A 15,834-nucleotide genomic window follows, 5' to 3' on the forward strand; every position below is an offset into this window, starting at 1 on the left:
TTCCCTAAGTCCTTGCGGGTAAAAAACGAAGATCCAGTTCTGGGGAAACGGCTGATGAGCATATCGACTATTGCAGGCACTGCTCTTTTGGGAATGCGGGCACAGACGACACGGATCAGCGCGATCGCCAGCAACGTCGCAAACAGCAGCACCCCTGGTTATAACAGGCTGAACACCAGCCTCACCTCCGTTGCCTCAGGCAGCGTCGAGGCCATCGTCGGTCCGACGGATTCGGATGTCGATGCGGCCACCGAACTCACCGACCTGATCGTAGCCGAGCAGAGCTACAATGCGAACGCCATGGTCTTCGAGACCGGCGCTGACATCTGGGAAATGCTGATGAGCATCAAGCGCGACTAGGCAATCCTCAAAGCCATGGCCCTATTCGTTACTCTATTTTCACACGTGCCAATCCGCATATTGGGATCGCCCATTGGTGCACAAATACCATTTCAGGAGTATGCCGCTTGCGTCACGTTGCCTTGCCAGTCCTTCTGAATTTGGCCCTCGTGACCAGTGCAGGTGCCAGCGAAGACCTGTCCGGTGTTTGGCGCGACCTGTTCACACGATGTCGAATTGCCGTGGAGAACGGCAAAGACTTTAATGCAACAGGATTACGCGACCTTGGCCGTCACCTCAGGACGGTAGCCCCCTTGACCGCTCCTGGAGTACCCTTTCCACTGACATCTGGATACCAGGAGGCTGAATGGCGCTGGGAAGTTCCCGGATCTCGTTTCGTGGTCGTGGAAGGCGAGCATCCATCAGATCGTGGCAAATCAAAACGTTCGTGCGAGATCAAACTCGCGGAGAAAGCAGAGCCAATCTCCACGGACGAGGAAAAGCTACTGAGGGCGACATTTCTCGTGGAACGGGATAAACTCCTGGTCACTGGACGCTATGAATATTGGAACCCGGATCCGTTATTTTCTACCAATCTCGGTATTCGGCTGGCCCGTAAGAACCCCCACGGCTGCCGCGTCGTCTCTTTCCTAGACATCGATACGCGATCCCACTCGCAGCCGTTTTTTATGACAGGTTCCGCTGAGCAGGACACAATATGTGGCGCGGCGCCTCGCCTTGCTCGTCCATAAGCGAGACACCGGCCCGCGACCGTTTTGTCAGGAAGCAGTTGATGGAGAATTCCCCATCAGCCTAAAGGGGACGGTTATCAGGAATGCGCCGGCTCGCTCTGGCGCTGCGCGGCAAGGGCAGCGAGATCGGCCGGCTTCAGCTCGACGGATTCGCCGCAGCCGCAGGCCGATGTCTGGTTCGGATTGGTGAAGGTGAAGCCGGAGCGCAGCGTCGTCTGCTCGAAACCCATCTCGGTACCGAGAAGATAGAGTACGGCTGACGGTTCGACCCAGACCTTGGCGCCGTCGCGCTCGATCAGGTCATCCTTGGCATTCGGCTCGGTCACCAGATCGATGGTGTACTCCATCCCGGCGCAGCCGCCCTTCTTGATGCCGACACGAATGCCCTTGGCTTCCGGTCCGGAATTTTCGACGATCGCGTTGACGCGGGCGGCAGCCCCTTCCGTCATGCTCATCACTGCAAAGCCCATCGGCTTTTTCTCCTTCCACAACCGGGGTCAAGATCCGGTGCTTCGTGAATCAAATGTAGTCGCCCGAGGTAAACGGATCAATACCGCCCGCGGGTACTGCGTACTAGCGCCGCTCAGTACCAGCCGACAGCGACCTGCGCCTCCTCGGACATACGGTCCGGCGTCCATGGCGGATCGAAGGTCATTTCGACCTCGACGCCCGACACACCTTCGACGGCGCCAACGGCATTCTCCACCCAGCCCGGCATCTCGCCGGCGACCGGGCAGCCGGGCGCGGTCAAGGTCATCATGATCTTCACCATCCTGTCGTCCTCGATGTCGATCTTGTAGATCAGACCGAGTTCGAAGATGTCGGCGGGAATTTCCGGGTCGTAGACGGTTTTCAGCGCGCCGATGACGTCGTCGCTCAGCCGCGCCAACTCATCGGCCGGGATGCTGGAATGCACGATGCCTTCGCGCACGTCGATCTTTTGTTCGCTTTCGTCCAGGCTCATCACGGACACTCCTCAAGCAAAGAACTTGCGCGCATATTCAAGCGCATCGGCCAGGGCATCGACCTCGGCGCGGGTATTGTACATGCCGAAGGATGCACGGCATGTGGAGGTGACGCCGAAGCGTTTCAAGAGCGGCATGGCGCAATGCGTGCCGGCGCGCACCGCAACGCCCTGCCGGTCGATCACCATCGAGACGTCGTGCGCGTGGATGCCGGCAAGCTCGAAGGAAAAGATGCTGCCCTTGTCGGGCGCCGTTCCAAAGATGCGCAGCGAATTGACCGACTTCAACCGCTCGACGGCGTAAGCGGCAAGATCGGCCTCATGCCGGGCGATCGCCTCGCGACCGACCTTCTCCATATAGTCGAGGGCATAACCGAGCCCGATCGCCTGGACGATCGGCGGCGTGCCCGCCTCGAAGCGATGCGGCGGATCGTTGTAGGTGACCGCGTCCTCGGCAACCTCGAAAATCATCTCGCCGCCGCCCTGGAAGGGGCGCATCTGCGAAAGCCGCTCCTTCTTGCCGTAGAGCACGCCGATGCCCGACGGGCCGTAGAGCTTGTGGCCGGTCATGACATACCAGTCACAATCGATATCCTGCACGTCGACCGGCAGATGGACGGCGCCCTGGCTGCCGTCGATCAAGACCGGAATGCCGCGCTCATGGGCGATGCGGCAGACCTCCTTGACGGGAACGATCGTGCCGAGCGCATTCGACATATGGGTGATGGCGACGAGCTTGGTGCGCTCCGTCAGGCTCTTCTCGAAATCCTCAATATGAAAGGCGCCCTCGTCGTCAACAGGCACCCAGACCAGTTTCGCGCCTTGCCGCTCGCGGATGAAGTGCCAGGGCACGATGTTGGAGTGGTGCTCCATGATCGTCAGGACGATCTCGTCACCTTCGCCGATCTGAGGCATGCCCCAACCATAGGCAACCGTATTGATCGCTTCGGTCGAATTCTTGGTGAAGACGATATCGTTGACCGAAGGGGCGTTGAGGAAGCGGCGCACCTTCTCGCGCGCCGCCTCGTAGGCATCCGTCGCGACATTGGAGAGATAATGCAGGCCGCGATGCACATTGGCATATTCATGGGCGTAGGCATGCGAGATGGCGTCGATCACCACCTGCGGCTTCTGGGCCGAGGCGCCGTTGTCGAGATAGACCAGCGGCTTGCCGTGCACTTTCTCCGCCAGGATCGGAAAATCCCGGCGGATGGCTTCGACGTCGTATGGCGTGGCCGGCACGATCTTGTCCATTGCTGTATCCGATCAGGCGTGCTTCTCGAGCCAGGCCGAAATCACGCCTTCCAGCGCCTCGACCAGGGCTTCGTCTTCCAGTTCCTCGACGATCTCGGCGACGAAGGCATTGACGAGCATGGCCCGCGCCTTGTTCTCCGGAATGCCGCGCGCCATCATGTAATAGAGATGGTTGGCGTCGATATCGGTAACCGTCGCGCCATGGCCGCACTGGACGTCGTCGGCGAAGATCTCGAGCTCGGGCTTGACCGAGAACTCGGCATCGTCGGACATCAGCAGGGTATTGCAAGCCATCTTGGCGTCGGTCTTCTGCGCATCGGGGGCCACCCGGATCATGCCCTGGAAGACACCCTTGGCACGGTCGAAGACGACGTTGCGGATCACCTCGGTCGAGCCGGTATGCGGCACGTCGTGGCCGAGCACCATTGTCACGTCGGTATGGCTGTCTGCCCCAAGCAGGTTGATGCCGCGCAGCGTCAGATCGGCGCCCTCACCCGTCACCTTGATGTGCAGTTCCTGGCGCACCAGCTTGCCGCCGGCATTGATGACGAACAGGCGAAGCTTGGCATCGGCGCCGAGATCGACGCGGATCTGGCCTAGATGCGTATCGTCGGCGCCCTGCTGCTGCAGGATGATCCAGGTCAGCTCCGTGCCTTTGCCGACGGTGATGTCACTGATATGGGACACGAAGGCGGCATCGCCCGTCACCGCACGGTGACGCTCGATAACTGTTGCCTTGACGCCGGCGCCGAACGAAACGGGAAGGCGCGTATGCGTCTGCCCGCCGGCATGGATGAACTGGATCTCGAGCGGATCTTCAAGCTCGGTATCATCAGGCACGTCGACCACATAGCCGTCGCGCACGAAGCTGCCATTGATGCGGCCGACCGCATCGTCGTTGCCGAGCGCATCGAGGCCGGCAGCGGCTGAGCCGTCCTGCAGATGTTCGCTATAGGCCGACAGGCCAAGACCCTCTGCGGCCGCCTTCTGATTGGCATGGCCCTGGATCACCGCCAGCACACTGGAACCCGCGACGAGCGGCTCGAGCGGGTCGGAGCCGGCATCGCCTGCCTGCGACGGCAAGCCGCGCAGGAGATTTTTGAAGTCAGTGTAATGCCAGGCTTCGATGCGGCGCGTCGGCAGACCGGCCTTCTTCAGGTCATCGAGAAGCCGGTCGCGCAGCGCCGTCACCGCGCCGTTGCCCGGCAGGTCGCCGATCTGCTGGTTGAAGGCCTCGATCAGCGCCGTTTCGGCCGCGGTCAGGCGACTCGTCGTCTGCATGTTCATGGAGGTCGTCCTTTCCACCCGAACTCAGGCCGCCGCGCCGATGATATCGGCATAGCCGTTGGCTTCGAGCTCATGCGCCAGCGTCTTGTCGCCCGACTTGATCACCTGGCCCTTGTAGAGCACGTGAACGGTATCAGGCACGATATAGTCGAGCAGGCGCTGATAGTGGGTGATGACGACGACGGCGCGATTGGGCGAACGCAGTGCGTTGACGCCGTCGGCGACGATCTTCAGCGCGTCGATGTCGAGGCCGGAATCGGTTTCATCGAGCACGCAGAGCTTCGGCTCCAGCAGCGCCATCTGCAGGATCTCGGCGCGCTTCTTCTCGCCACCGGAGAAGCCGACGTTGAGCGGCCGCTTCAGCATCTCGGTGTTGATCTGTAGTTTGGCCGCGGCATCCTTGACGCGGCGCATGAAATCCGGCGTCGTCAGCTCGTCCTCGCCGCGCGCCTTGCGCTGCTCGTTCATCGCCACCTTGAGGAATTGCATGGTGGCAACACCGGGGATTTCGACCGGGTACTGGAAGGCGAGGAAAATGCCCTTGGCGGCGCGCTCGGCCGGATCGAGTTCGAGAATGCTCTCGCCATTATAAAGGATGTCGCCCTCGGTCACTTCATAGTCTTCACGACCGGACAGCACATAGGAGAGCGTCGACTTGCCAGAGCCGTTCGGCCCCATGATCGCGGCAACTTCACCAGCCTTGACCGTCAGGTTCAAGCCGCGGATGATCTCGGTGCCGTCTTCGGCGATACGGGCATGAAGATTTTTGATTTCAAGCATCTTTGGTTCTTCCTGTTCATACAGCGGGCTCAAGTGCCGCCTGATTGACCGTTCGCAACGGCCTCAATCCATCATCCTCGGGCCTGTCCCTAGGATCTAAGCCTTCAATTGCAATTGCCCTGCTGTGCCGATGCGACTTCCGCATACGTGCGCAGATCCTCGGGACAAGCCCGAGGGTGACGGAGATCGCGTTTAGCCCACGCTACCCTCAAGCGAGATACTGATCAGCTTCTGCGCCTCGACGGCGAATTCCATCGGTAGTTCCTGCAGGACTTCCTTGACGAAGCCGTTGACGATCAGCGCGATCGCCGCTTCGGTGGGGATGCCGCGCTGCAGGCAGTAGAACAGTTGATCCTCGGAAATCTTCGAGGTCGTCGCTTCGTGCTCGAACTGCGCCGTCGAATTCTTCGCCTCGATATAGGGCACCGTATGGGCGCCGCACTTGTCGCCGATCAGCAGCGAATCGCACTGGGTGAAGTTACGCGCATTCGACGCCTTGCGGTGAGCCGAGACCTGGCCGCGATAGGTGTTGTTGGAAACACCGGCGGCGATACCCTTGGAGACGATGCGGCTCGACGTGTTCTTGCCGAGATGGATCATCTTGGTGCCGCTGTCGATCTGTTGATGGCCGTTGGAGACGGCGATCGAATAGAACTCGCCTCTGGAGTCGTCGCCGCGCAGGATGCAGGACGGATATTTCCAGGTGATCGCCGAGCCGGTTTCGACCTGCGTCCAGGAAATTTTCGAGCGATTGCCACGGCAATCGCCGCGCTTGGTGACGAAGTTGTAGATGCCGCCCTTGCCTTCCTTATCACCAGGATACCAGTTCTGGACGGTGGAATATTTGATCTCGGCATCGTCGAGCGCCACGAGTTCGACCACGGCGGCATGCAGCTGGTTCTCATCGCGCTGCGGCGCCGTGCAACCTTCGAGGTAGGAGACGTAGGCGCCTTCCTCGGCGATGATCAGCGTGCGCTCGAACTGGCCGGTGCCCTTCTCGTTGATGCGGAAATAAGTGGAGAGCTCCATCGGGCAGCGAACGCCCTTCGGCACGAAGACGAAGGAGCCGTCGGTAAACACCGCCGAATTCAGCGTCGCGTAATAATTATCCGAGGTCGGCACGACCGAACCGAGATATTTGCGAACGAGATCGGGATGTTCGCGGATGGCTTCCGAGATCGACATGAAGATCACGCCGGCCTTCTTCAGCTCCGCCTTGAAGGTGGTGACGACCGAGACGCTGTCAAAAACCGCGTCGACGGCGATCTTCGGCTTCTCGACCCCGGCCAGGATCTCCTGCTCACGCAGCGGAATGCCGAGCTTCTCGTAGACCTTCAACAGCTCCGGATCGACCTCGTCGAGCGACTTCGGACCCGGCGCGCTTTTCGGCGCGGCATAATAGTGGATGTCGTTGAAATCGATCTTCGGATAATTGACGCGCGCCCAGGTCGGCTCTTCCAGCGTCAGCCAGCGCCGATATGCTTCCAGGCGCCATTCCAGCATCCAATCCGGCTCCTGCTTCTTGGCCGAAATGAAGCGGATGATATCCTCGGACAGGCCCTTGGGCGCCTTGTCCATTTCGATGACAGTCTCGAAACCGTATTTGTACTGGTCCACATCGATCAGGCGTACCTGGTCGATCGTTTCCTGCACGGCAGCCATTTCGTTCTCCAATCTCGCCGGATACAAGGTCCGGCAGCTTGTAGCGTCTATGGGCAATTTCCTTGCCCTGATGGTCGGGCAATTCCTTGCCTTGATGTAAGAGGCCAAAAGGGACTTTTCAGCCCGATTGGCAAGCGGAAATTTGCATTTCCGCAAGTTTATGATGCGGTCAGGCCGCCTCGCCCGCCGATCTGCGCCGGCAGGCGATCTTCGCAAAAGCAGCAATCGCCCTGTCTATGTCCTCTTCCGTGGTCGAGAAGCCGAGCGATATCCGCAGCGCGCCGAGCTTGGCGTTGCGTCCCATCGCCGTCAGCACATGGCTTTCGCCGAGCCGGCCGGACGAGCAGGCCGAGCCCGCCGAAAGCGCCACGCCTTCTAGGTCGAAGGCGATCTGCCCGGTCTCGGCCTTCAGCCCCGGCAAGGTGAAGAAGATCGTATTGGCGACACGCTCGCCGCCCTCACCGTGGATGATCACGTCGACCGCCGCCTGCCGCATGCCGGCTTCCAGCCGGTCGCGCAGCGCTCCGATCGCCGCATTGCGCGCCTCAAGTTCGGCCACCGCCACCTCGGCCGCCGCGCCGAAGCCGATCAGCGCCAGCGAATTCTGCGTCCCCGACCGGTGACCACGCTCCTGCCCGCCACCCTGGATCAGCGGCCGCGGCATCAGCGCCTCGCCGCGCGCAATCAGCGCGCCGGCGCCCTTCGGCCCGCCGATCTTGTGCGAGGAGACGATCATGAAATCGGCGCCGAGCCTGTCGATATCGAGCGGGATGCGGCCGGCCGCCTGTACGGCGTCGACGACGAAAAGCCCGCCATGGGCATGCACGATTTTTGCCGCCGCCTCGACCGGTTGGACGATGCCCGTCTCGTTGTTAACGAGCATGACGGCGACCATCGGCAGGCCGGCAGCCTTGTCATGGGTATCGAGCAGGGTAGCGAGCGCGTCGAGATCGACGATGCCGGATTCCGTCACCGGAATCTCGGTCATCTTCTCCTTGGGAAAGCGTCCGCCCTCGCGCACGGCGGGGTGTTCGATCGCGGAAAAATAGAGACGGCCAAGCCGAAGCGGCGTACGCCCCATGCGGAAATCCGGCGTCAGCACCAGATTGGCGGCTTCCGTCGCGCCGCTGGTGAAGACCACATTACCGGCATCGGTGCCGGCCAGTGCCGCTACCTTGCGTCGCGCGCCTTCGATGGCGGCGCGGGCGGCGCGCCCCTCTCCATGCACGCTGTTCGGATTGCCAAACACATCGATGGCGCGCATGATCGCCTCGCGCGCTGCCGGGTGCAGCGGCGCTGTTGCATTCCAGTCGAGATAAAGGCGTGGCGGCGCCATGATCTTCAGTCCTGCGCTTGACGAGCTTGCTTCAGCACCCGCGGTTCATTTTTCTTGAAATTTCCGCCGGGCTTGCCTTATGACACGTTCCACGAAGCGTGGATCGCCATGCAAGTTTCGAATTGTTCTAAACTGCGTTTTAGAAAAGCTGACAACGTTAGTCAAGTCATGTTGTCGCCCAACGCAGCGCGAACGCGAAATAAAACCCGGAGTACCAATGCCCGAAGTAATTTTCAACGGCCCAGCCGGCCGTCTTGAAGGCCGCTACCAGCCCTCCAAGGAAAAAAGCGCGCCCATCGCCCTGATTCTGCATCCGCATCCGCAGTTCGGCGGCACGATGAACAATCAGATCGTCTACCAGCTCTTCTACATGTTCCAGAAGCGTGGATTCACGACGTTGCGCTTCAATTTCCGGGGCATCGGCCGCAGCCAGGGCGAATTCGACCACGGCGCCGGCGAACTGTCTGATGCCGCCTCGGCGCTCGACTGGGTGCAGAGCCTGCATCCCGATTCGAAGACGTGTTGGGTCGCCGGTTACTCCTTCGGTTCCTGGATCGGCATGCAGCTCCTGATGCGCCGACCGGAGATCGAAGGCTTCATGTCGATCGCGCCTCAGCCCAATACCTACGACTTCTCCTTCCTGGCGCCCTGCCCCTCCTCCGGCCTCATCATCAACGGCGAGGCCGACAAGGTGGCGCCCGAAAAAGACGTCAACGGCCTTGTGGAGAAGCTGAAGACGCAGAAGGGCATTCTCATCACCCATCGCACCGTGCCCAACGCCAATCACTTCTTCAACGGTCAGGTGGAGACCCTGATGAACGAGTGCGAGGACTATCTCGACCGCCGCCTCAATGGCGAATTGGTGCCGGAGCCGGCCGCCAAGCGTATCCGCTAAAGCGTAGCGCGAGACATCATCCCTTCAATGAGGCGCTCGGTCCCTGCGGACCGATTGTGCCGGAACAGATCACCTTACCGTGTTGCAATATATTTTGCAGTGCGGTAGGGTCCCCGCGATCCAAACAGAAGCGAGGTCCGCAAATGACCAAGTCGTTCGGGGAAGTCCTGGATAAGTATAAAGGAATCGGTCCAGGATTTGATTTTCTTAGAATTGGCCTCGCCTTTTCTATCGTCCTCACCCATTCTTTTTTGTTAACAAAAAATGATGCTTTCATCAGGGGCACCATATTCTGGTTTACCGAATATGCTCTTGTTCCTATGTTCTTTGCCTTGAGCGGATTCCTGATCGCCGGCAGCGCCCAGCGGCTGAGCCTGCGTAATTTCCTGATCAATCGCGGGTTGCGCATCGTACCGGCTCTTGCGGTCGATATCGTCGTCTGTTCGCTGATCATCGGCCCGATCGTCACGATCGTCTACCACTCCGAATATTTCACCGATCCGCGCTTCTTCAAATACTTCCTGAACATCGTCGGCTGGATCCATTACGAGCTGCCGGGCGTGTTCCAGGACAATCCGAGCCAGAAGGTCAATGGCGCTCTCTGGACGGTTCCCTGGGAGATCTTCTGCTACATCATCATGTCGTTTCTGATGATCACCGCCATTGTCAAGACGCGCTACAAACTGCTTGCGGTGACGGCCGCCTACATCGTCATCGGTCTCATCGTGCAGAAGATGCCCTACCTCCTGCCGGGCGCGATCAAGCCCGTCGCCCGCTTCCTGTTCATGAGTCGCGGCTCGCAGCTGATAACGGCGTTCCTGATGGGCATCGTCGCCTTCCAGTTCAAGGCGGTCATTCCCCATTCGCGGTGGCTCTTCGCCGCCGCCTGCCTCGTTTGCGTCGCCGCCATTCTCACTCTCGACAGCCGGGCGATTGAATCGGTGATCAACCGACCCATTGTCATCACCTCGCTTGTTTACATCACGGTCTTCATCGGTCTGTCGGAAGTCCCGATCCCCGCCTTCTTCCGGAAAGGCGACTATTCCTACGGCGTCTATCTCTATCACGACCCCTTCCTGCAGATCTGGATAAGCGCGTTTCCGTCGGTCTTCCTCTATCCGAAATATGGGGCGCTGGCGCTCTATGCCGTCGGCCTGCCATCGGCTCTCGCCGTCGCGGTGCTGTCTTGGCACTTCATCGAGAAGCCGATCCTCGGCCTGCGCAAGAAGTTCTCGTTCATCGCCCAGGTCAGGGGTGTCGAGGACGGCAATCAGGGCGGACGCGTGCGGCCGCTTGCCGTCAAGAGTTAGGGATTTTATGGCCGCATGTCAGCGGTCATCTCGAAAGCCATATCGAGCACTCCATCGATCAGGATCGGCGCGCGTTCGCGCATGCCAATCTTCCTGAGTACGCGCTGCGAGGCGACGTTTTCGGGATGCGTGAAGGCAATGAAAGCGGGCGCAAGTCTCCTTTCGAAGAACCAGTCGGCCAGGGCGCTCGCCGCTTCTGTTGCCAGGCCCTTGCCCCACGCCTCCTCGATCAAGGAGTAGCCGAGTTCGAACTGCTCGCTCCCAAACCGTGAAATGCCGGCGCGGCCGCCGAAACGTCCGTCCTCGGTGACAATCCTGTATTTGGTCGTACCGTCGCGCGCCTGTTCCTCGAACCAGCCCCGCAGCCGTTCAGCGGCCTTCTCGAGGCTCCAAGGCGCGCTGCCAGGAAGATATCGGGTCGTTGCCATCGTCGAATGCAGCTGCTGCACAAGGGCCGCATCGCCTTCGTCCCACATGACGAATCTCATCCGCGGCGTCTTCAGGATGAGCCTGTCGCTCATGGCGTTGCGAGCACACCGCCGCTGACGGGAGCGCTGACTCCGGTCGTGCCGGGAAACGTCAACGGCAGCCCGTCCAACGATCGGACGGCGAGATAGGCCCAGGCCTCTGCCTCCATTGCATCGCCGTCGAAGCCTGCTTCCTCGGCGCTCAACACGCGCGATCCCAAGCCTTCGGCCATCGCCGAGAACTCCGCCATCAAAGTGGCGTTCAGCCGGCCGCCGCCGCAGACGACATAGGTCGATGGAGTTTCCGGGAGAAAGCGGGCGGATTTGACGATCGAGGCGGCGGCGACGTGCGCCAGTGTGCGGGCACCGTCCTCGAGGCTCGCCTCATCGGACCGAAGCGGCGCGAAATCGCCGCGGTCGAGCGAACGGCGGACATTGCCGCGGAAAAACGGGCTCTGCAGGTATCGGTCCGCGAGCGCGGTCACGACCTTGCCGCGTCCGCCGATTTCGCCGCCGGGATCATAGGTTCTGCCGGTCTGCATCTCCACCCATTGATCGATCAGCGTATTGCCCGGCCCGCTGTCGAAAGCGACGATCCGGCCGTCCGTACCGATGAAGGTCAGATTGGAGATGCCGCCGATATTGACGAAGCAGACCGCCTGCCCCGCCTGCTGGAATTTTCCCGCGAGGGCGGCGTGATAGGCCGGCACCAGCGGTGCGCCTTGGCCGCCGTGGACCATGTCGTTGGCGCGCATGTCGTAGACCACCGATATCCCGGTTCGCCGAGCGAGGACGCCGCCGTCGCCGATCTGAATCGTCAGACCTTCGTCGGGCCGGTGAAGCACGGTCTGGCCATGAAAGCCGAGAACGTCGACGGCATCGGCTGAAAGCCCGAAACGCTCAAGAAATGCCGTAACGGCAATTGCATGCCGTAAGGTCAACTCAAGCTCGATGTCGCGAAGTTCCGCGGGCCGCTCGCTCCTGTGGTGAAGCGGACGCGCCAGGTCCAGCGCCCGCTTGAGCCGCTCTCGAAATTCGGGCTCATAGGGCCTGCCCAGGAACGGCCCGCGCTCGATGAAGCCGCGGCCGTCTGTCCTGACCAGCGCGACATCGATTCCATCCATCGACGTGCCGCTCATCAGCCCGATCGCGGTTCTGACCAGATCCATCAGGCTTGCCTCCCATGCGATTCCCGGATGCACTTTTGTAAAAACAGTGCTAAACGCGCCGCGACAGATCAACAACAACGAAGTTGCGTAAGGCCACACGGGACCGAGCGCAGACACCAAGAGACGAAAGCCATGTCCGAGTTCAAGTCCGATTTCCTCCGCACGCTGAAAGAACGCGGCTTCATTCATCAGATCTCTGATGAGCGCGGCCTCGACGACCTGTTCGCCAAGGAAACCGTGACGGCCTATATCGGCTACGACCCGACGGCATCCAGCCTCCACGTCGGTCATCTCACGCAGATCATGATGTTGCACTGGCTGCAGGCGACGGGCCACCGCCCGATATCCCTGATGGGCGGCGGCACCGGCATGGTCGGCGACCCCTCCTTCAAGGAGGAAGCGCGCAAGCTGATGACGATCGAGACGATCGAGCAGAATATCGCTTCGATCAAGAGCTGCTTCTCGAACTATCTCGATTACGAGAAATCAGGCAATGCCGCGCTGATGATCAACAACGCCGAATGGCTGCGCTCGTTGAATTACCTCGAGTTCCTGCGCGATGTCGGCCGCCATTTCTCGGTCAATCGCATGCTGTCCTTCGACAGCGTGAAGACGCGCCTTGACCGCGAACAGTCGCTGTCTTTCCTGGAATTCAATTACATGATCCTCCAGGCCTATGATTTCGTCGAGCTGGCCAAGCGCTACGATTGTCGTCTGCAGATGGGCGGTTCGGATCAGTGGGGCAATATTGTCAACGGCATCGATCTCGGTCACCGCATGGGGACGCCGCAGCTCTATGCACTGACCTCGCCGCTGCTGACGACGTCGTCCGGCGCCAAGATGGGCAAATCGGCATCCGGCGCGGTCTGGCTAAATGCCGATCTGCTGCCTGTTTATGACTTCTGGCAATATTGGCGCAACACCGAGGACGCCGATGTGCCGCGCTTCCTCAAGCTCTTCACCACCCTGCCGATGGATGAAATCGCACGGCTTTCGGCGATCGGCGGTTCGGAACTGAACGAGGTCAAGAAGATCCTCGCAACCGAAGTCACGGCGATCCTGCACGGCCGCGCAGCTGCCGAACAGGCAGCGGAAACGGCGCGCAAGACCTTCGAGGAGGGTGGCCTTTCGGAAAACCTGCCTTCCGTCGACATCCCGGCCACCGAACTCGACGGCGGCATCGGCCTGCTGTCGCTGATGGTCCGCGCCGGCCTTGCCGGCTCCAACGGTGAGGCCCGCCGCCACGTCCAAGGCGGTGCGGTCCGCATCAACGACGAGGCGGTCAGCGACGAACGCCGCCTGATCGGCAGCGACGAGATCACCGCCGACGGCGTCATCAAGCTCTCACTCGGCAAGAAGAAGCACATCCTGATCCGCCGAGCGGCGTGAGCGGCGGCAAATGGGAAACAGAGACAATGGCCGTCGCTGAGCCGGCCTTTTTCATTTCGCTGAAGGCGCTGGCGATAGACGATTACTGAACACCAGGCCGAGATGTCGCATCCATCCGTTCGACCGCTTGAAAGATATAGGGTGGCGGATTGATATCTGTAGCGGGTGGCACGCGTGACCACCAACTGATCGAGAAGATCGGCGGCGTCACCGTCGCGTCGAGGGGAACCATGAGGATATGGTCGGAGCGGATGGTCTGCGGCCTCAGTCGCGCTCCTTTTTCTGCGGCATAGGAAAACTGCTGGCCAAACGTGATTGCGATCACGGCGGCAGATGCGAAAGAGATTGTCCGGGCGCACGGCATGGCATTCTCCGCCGGCCATGGGTTTTTTCGGCCTAACGTTATCTTACATCAGAACAATCTAAAATGCTTCGGCATCGATCACGAAATTGTAGGCCGAGCCTGCCCGTCAGCCGCGCAGCACTCACCGCCTGCCCGGAACCTTTTCCGCCCGGTGGGATTTGCGTCCAGATGCATTTGGAGCGCCGGCATGATCAACGACCTCTGGTATAAGAACGCAGTCATCTACTGCCTGTCCGTCGAGACCTTCATGGATGCGAACGGCGACGGCGTCGGTGATTTTCAGGGCCTGATGCGCCGTCTCGATTATCTCTCCGGCCTCGGCGTGACGGCAATCTGGCTCATGCCGTTCCAGACTTCGCCCGGTCGCGACGACGGCTACGATGTCTCTGATTATTACAATGTCGACCCGCGCTATGGCTCGCTCGGCGATTTCGTCGAATTTACCCATGGTGCCAAACAGCGTGGCATCCGGGTGTTGATCGATCTGGTGATCAATCACACCTCGAAGGATCATCCCTGGTTCGAAGAGGCCAGGAGCGATCCGCAATCTCGCCATCGCGACTGGTACGTTTGGTCGGACAAAAAGCCTGCGAATGCCGATCATGGCATGGTCTTCCCCGGCGTCCAGAAAACGACCTGGACCTATGACGAAAAAGCCAAGGCCTATTACTTCCACCGCTTCTACGATCACCAGCCCGATCTGAATACATCAAACCCGGACGTGCAGGCTGAGATCCTCAAGATCATGGGCTTCTGGATCCAGCTCGGCGTCTCGGGCTTCCGGATGGACGCCGCCCCCTTCATCATCGCCACCAAGGGCGCCGAGGTCACCAAGCCGGTCGAGCAGTTCGACATGCTGCGGAAGTTTCGCGAATTCCTCCAATGGCGCCTCGGCGATTCCATCGTGCTGGCGGAGGCCAATATTCTGCCGAAGGACAATTTCGAATATTTCGGCGACGATGGCGACCGTATGCAGATGATGTTCAATTTCCAGGTCAATCAGGCGCTGTTTTACGCCCTCGCCAGCGCAGATACGCGGCCGCTGAAGAAGGCGATGGAGGCAACGAAACCGCGGCCGGCAACCGCGCAATGGGGCCTCTTTCTGCGCAACCACGACGAACTGGACCTCGGGCGACTAACGGACAAACAGCGCGGCGCGGTCTTTGCCGAATTCGGACCCGACAAGGACATGCAACTCTATGACCGCGGCATTCGCCGCCGGCTGGCGCCCATGCTTGGCGGCGACCGCCGCAGGATCGAAATGGCCTACAGCCTGCTGTTTTCGCTGCCGGGGACGCCCGTTATCCGTTATGGCGACGAGATCGGCATGGGCGACGATCTGAACCTGCCGGAGCGCGATTGCGCCCGCACGCCGATGCAGTGGTCGACGGAGCCGGAAGGCGGCTTCACCAAAAGCCCGAAACCGATCACGCCTGTGATCAAGGACGGACCCTACGGCTTCGAGCATATCAATGTCGCCGAACAGCGGCGCGATCCGAATTCGCTGCTGAACTGGACCGAGCGGATGATCCGAATGCGCAAGGAAGCCCCCGAGATCGGCTGGGGGGATTTCTCCGTGGTCGACACCGGCGATGACGGCGTGCTTGCGCTTCGTTACGACTGGCGCGGCAATTCCATCCTGATCCTGCACAATCTGCATGCGCAGCCGGCGGAAGTGACCTTCGACCCCGATATCGGTGAAGATGGGCGACAACTGATCGATATTGCCGATGGCGCAAGCAGCAGCGCGGACCAGAAAGGCCGTCACACCGTTCGGCTCGATGCCTACGGCTATCGCTGGTATCGTCTCGGCGGCCTCGACTATCTCCTCAGGCGCAAGGAATTTTAGGATCCAGCCTTGCCCGT

16 protein-coding genes are annotated in these 15,834 nt (G+C 60.5%); 6 read left to right on the forward strand and 10 right to left on the reverse strand.

The genetic code is table 11. From position 1 onward, the window contains the following. The first annotated feature begins 54 nt into the window (after positions 1–54). Together J2J99_RS11780 and J2J99_RS11785 are read left to right on the forward strand one after the other, a co-directional pair. Complete coding sequence (locus J2J99_RS11780; protein ID WP_168297040.1) at positions 55–360, forward strand: flagellar basal body protein; 306 nt, start codon at positions 55–57, stop codon at positions 358–360. Between the two features lie 107 nt (positions 361–467). Further along, complete coding sequence (locus tag J2J99_RS11785; RefSeq protein ID WP_168297039.1) at positions 468–1,091, forward strand: hypothetical protein; 624 nt, start codon at positions 468–470, stop codon at positions 1,089–1,091. 77 nt (positions 1,092–1,168) lie between these two features. Here the strand turns inward: J2J99_RS11785 and sufA are convergent, their stop codons facing one another. From sufA to J2J99_RS11820, 7 genes are all read right to left on the reverse strand, one after another. Continuing rightward, positions 1,169–1,561 carry a Fe-S cluster assembly scaffold SufA gene (gene sufA / locus J2J99_RS11790; RefSeq protein ID WP_168297038.1) on the reverse strand — a complete coding sequence of 131 codons (393 nt, stop codon included), beginning with the start codon at positions 1,559–1,561 and terminating at the stop codon, positions 1,169–1,171. 113 nt (positions 1,562–1,674) lie between these two features. Continuing rightward, positions 1,675–2,055 (reverse strand): SUF system Fe-S cluster assembly protein, encoded by a 381-nt coding sequence (locus tag J2J99_RS11795; protein WP_004675587.1) that lies wholly within the window; start codon positions 2,053–2,055, stop codon positions 1,675–1,677. 12 nt (positions 2,056–2,067) lie between these two features. Beyond that, positions 2,068–3,309, reverse strand: coding sequence for a cysteine desulfurase (locus J2J99_RS11800; protein WP_168297037.1), 1,242 nt, complete (start codon positions 3,307–3,309; stop codon positions 2,068–2,070). 12 nt (positions 3,310–3,321) lie between these two features. Further along, positions 3,322–4,596, reverse strand: coding sequence for a Fe-S cluster assembly protein SufD (gene sufD / locus J2J99_RS11805; RefSeq protein WP_168297036.1), 1,275 nt, complete (start codon positions 4,594–4,596; stop codon positions 3,322–3,324). Between the two features lie 24 nt (positions 4,597–4,620). Continuing rightward, complete coding sequence (gene sufC / locus J2J99_RS11810; protein ID WP_168297035.1) at positions 4,621–5,376, reverse strand: Fe-S cluster assembly ATPase SufC; 756 nt, start codon at positions 5,374–5,376, stop codon at positions 4,621–4,623. Between the two features lie 192 nt (positions 5,377–5,568). Next, complete coding sequence (gene sufB, locus J2J99_RS11815) at positions 5,569–7,038, reverse strand: Fe-S cluster assembly protein SufB (protein WP_168297034.1); 1,470 nt, start codon at positions 7,036–7,038, stop codon at positions 5,569–5,571. A gap of 169 nt (positions 7,039–7,207) precedes the next feature. Continuing rightward, positions 7,208–8,374, reverse strand: a complete 1,167-nt coding sequence (locus J2J99_RS11820; protein WP_168297033.1) for a cysteine desulfurase family protein — start codon at positions 8,372–8,374, stop codon at positions 7,208–7,210. A 217-nt stretch (positions 8,375–8,591) separates the two neighbouring features. Between J2J99_RS11820 and J2J99_RS11825 the strand changes: the two genes are divergently transcribed. Both J2J99_RS11825 and J2J99_RS11830 read left to right on the forward strand, forming a co-directional pair. Then, the gene (locus J2J99_RS11825) at positions 8,592–9,269 is read left to right on the forward strand and encodes an alpha/beta hydrolase (protein WP_168297032.1); all 678 of its coding nucleotides are present in this window, start codon (positions 8,592–8,594) and stop codon (positions 9,267–9,269) included. 143 nt (positions 9,270–9,412) lie between these two features. After that, on the forward strand, positions 9,413–10,579 hold the full coding sequence (locus J2J99_RS11830; RefSeq protein WP_168297031.1) for an acyltransferase family protein: 1,167 nt from the start codon (positions 9,413–9,415) through the stop codon (positions 10,577–10,579). 5 nt (positions 10,580–10,584) lie between these two features. Here J2J99_RS11830 and J2J99_RS11835 read toward each other — a convergent pair whose 3' ends face one another. Both J2J99_RS11835 and J2J99_RS11840 read right to left on the reverse strand, forming a co-directional pair. Then, positions 10,585–11,100 (reverse strand): GNAT family N-acetyltransferase, encoded by a 516-nt coding sequence (locus J2J99_RS11835; protein WP_168297030.1) that lies wholly within the window; start codon positions 11,098–11,100, stop codon positions 10,585–10,587. Beyond that, positions 11,097–12,215: an anhydro-N-acetylmuramic acid kinase gene (locus J2J99_RS11840; RefSeq protein WP_168297029.1), complete on the reverse strand. Its 1,119-nt coding sequence runs from the start codon at positions 12,213–12,215 to the stop codon at positions 11,097–11,099. Before J2J99_RS11840 ends, J2J99_RS11835 begins: the two co-directional genes overlap by 4 nt. A gap of 132 nt (positions 12,216–12,347) precedes the next feature. Between J2J99_RS11840 and tyrS the strand changes: the two genes are divergently transcribed. Beyond that, positions 12,348–13,604: a tyrosine--tRNA ligase gene (tyrS, locus tag J2J99_RS11845; protein WP_168297028.1), complete on the forward strand. Its 1,257-nt coding sequence runs from the start codon at positions 12,348–12,350 to the stop codon at positions 13,602–13,604. An 82-nt stretch (positions 13,605–13,686) separates the two neighbouring features. Here the strand turns inward: tyrS and J2J99_RS11850 are convergent, their stop codons facing one another. Then, on the reverse strand, positions 13,687–13,968 hold the full coding sequence (locus J2J99_RS11850) for a hypothetical protein (RefSeq protein ID WP_168297027.1): 282 nt from the start codon (positions 13,966–13,968) through the stop codon (positions 13,687–13,689). Positions 13,969–14,155: 187 nt separating this feature from the next. On the opposite strand from J2J99_RS11850, the gene J2J99_RS11855 reads away from it, so the two are divergent. Further along, positions 14,156–15,817 carry an alpha-amylase family protein gene (locus J2J99_RS11855; protein WP_168297026.1) on the forward strand — a complete coding sequence of 554 codons (1,662 nt, stop codon included), beginning with the start codon at positions 14,156–14,158 and terminating at the stop codon, positions 15,815–15,817. Positions 15,818–15,834: the final 17 nt, after the last annotated feature.

It is taken from the genome of Rhizobium binae, from assembly GCF_017357225.1.
Classification (GTDB): Bacteria; Pseudomonadota; Alphaproteobacteria; order Rhizobiales; family Rhizobiaceae; genus Rhizobium; species Rhizobium binae.

Excerpts from the sequence above, each read along its gene's own strand:
- J2J99_RS11780 (WP_168297040.1), top strand. The coding sequence starts at position 55 with ATGAGCATATCGACTATTGCAGGCACTGCTCTTTTGGGAATGCGGGCA.
- sufA (WP_168297038.1), bottom strand. The coding sequence starts at position 1,561 with ATGGGCTTTGCAGTGATGAGCATGACGGAAGGGGCTGCCGCCCGCGTC.
- J2J99_RS11795 (WP_004675587.1), bottom strand. The coding sequence starts at position 2,055 with ATGAGCCTGGACGAAAGCGAACAAAAGATCGACGTGCGCGAAGGCATC.
- J2J99_RS11800 (WP_168297037.1), bottom strand. The coding sequence starts at position 3,309 with ATGGACAAGATCGTGCCGGCCACGCCATACGACGTCGAAGCCATCCGC.
- sufD (WP_168297036.1), bottom strand. The coding sequence starts at position 4,596 with ATGAACATGCAGACGACGAGTCGCCTGACCGCGGCCGAAACGGCGCTG.
- sufC (WP_168297035.1), bottom strand. The coding sequence starts at position 5,376 with ATGCTTGAAATCAAAAATCTTCATGCCCGTATCGCCGAAGACGGCACC.
- sufB (WP_168297034.1), bottom strand. The coding sequence starts at position 7,038 with ATGGCTGCCGTGCAGGAAACGATCGACCAGGTACGCCTGATCGATGTG.
- J2J99_RS11820 (WP_168297033.1), bottom strand. The coding sequence starts at position 8,374 with ATGGCGCCGCCACGCCTTTATCTCGACTGGAATGCAACAGCGCCGCTG.
- J2J99_RS11825 (WP_168297032.1), top strand. The coding sequence starts at position 8,592 with ATGCCCGAAGTAATTTTCAACGGCCCAGCCGGCCGTCTTGAAGGCCGC.
- J2J99_RS11830 (WP_168297031.1), top strand. The coding sequence starts at position 9,413 with ATGACCAAGTCGTTCGGGGAAGTCCTGGATAAGTATAAAGGAATCGGT.
- J2J99_RS11835 (WP_168297030.1), bottom strand. The coding sequence starts at position 11,100 with ATGAGCGACAGGCTCATCCTGAAGACGCCGCGGATGAGATTCGTCATG.
- J2J99_RS11840 (WP_168297029.1), bottom strand. The coding sequence starts at position 12,215 with ATGGATCTGGTCAGAACCGCGATCGGGCTGATGAGCGGCACGTCGATG.
- tyrS (WP_168297028.1), top strand. The coding sequence starts at position 12,348 with ATGTCCGAGTTCAAGTCCGATTTCCTCCGCACGCTGAAAGAACGCGGC.
- J2J99_RS11850 (WP_168297027.1), bottom strand. The coding sequence starts at position 13,968 with ATGCCGTGCGCCCGGACAATCTCTTTCGCATCTGCCGCCGTGATCGCA.
- J2J99_RS11855 (WP_168297026.1), top strand. The coding sequence starts at position 14,156 with ATGATCAACGACCTCTGGTATAAGAACGCAGTCATCTACTGCCTGTCC.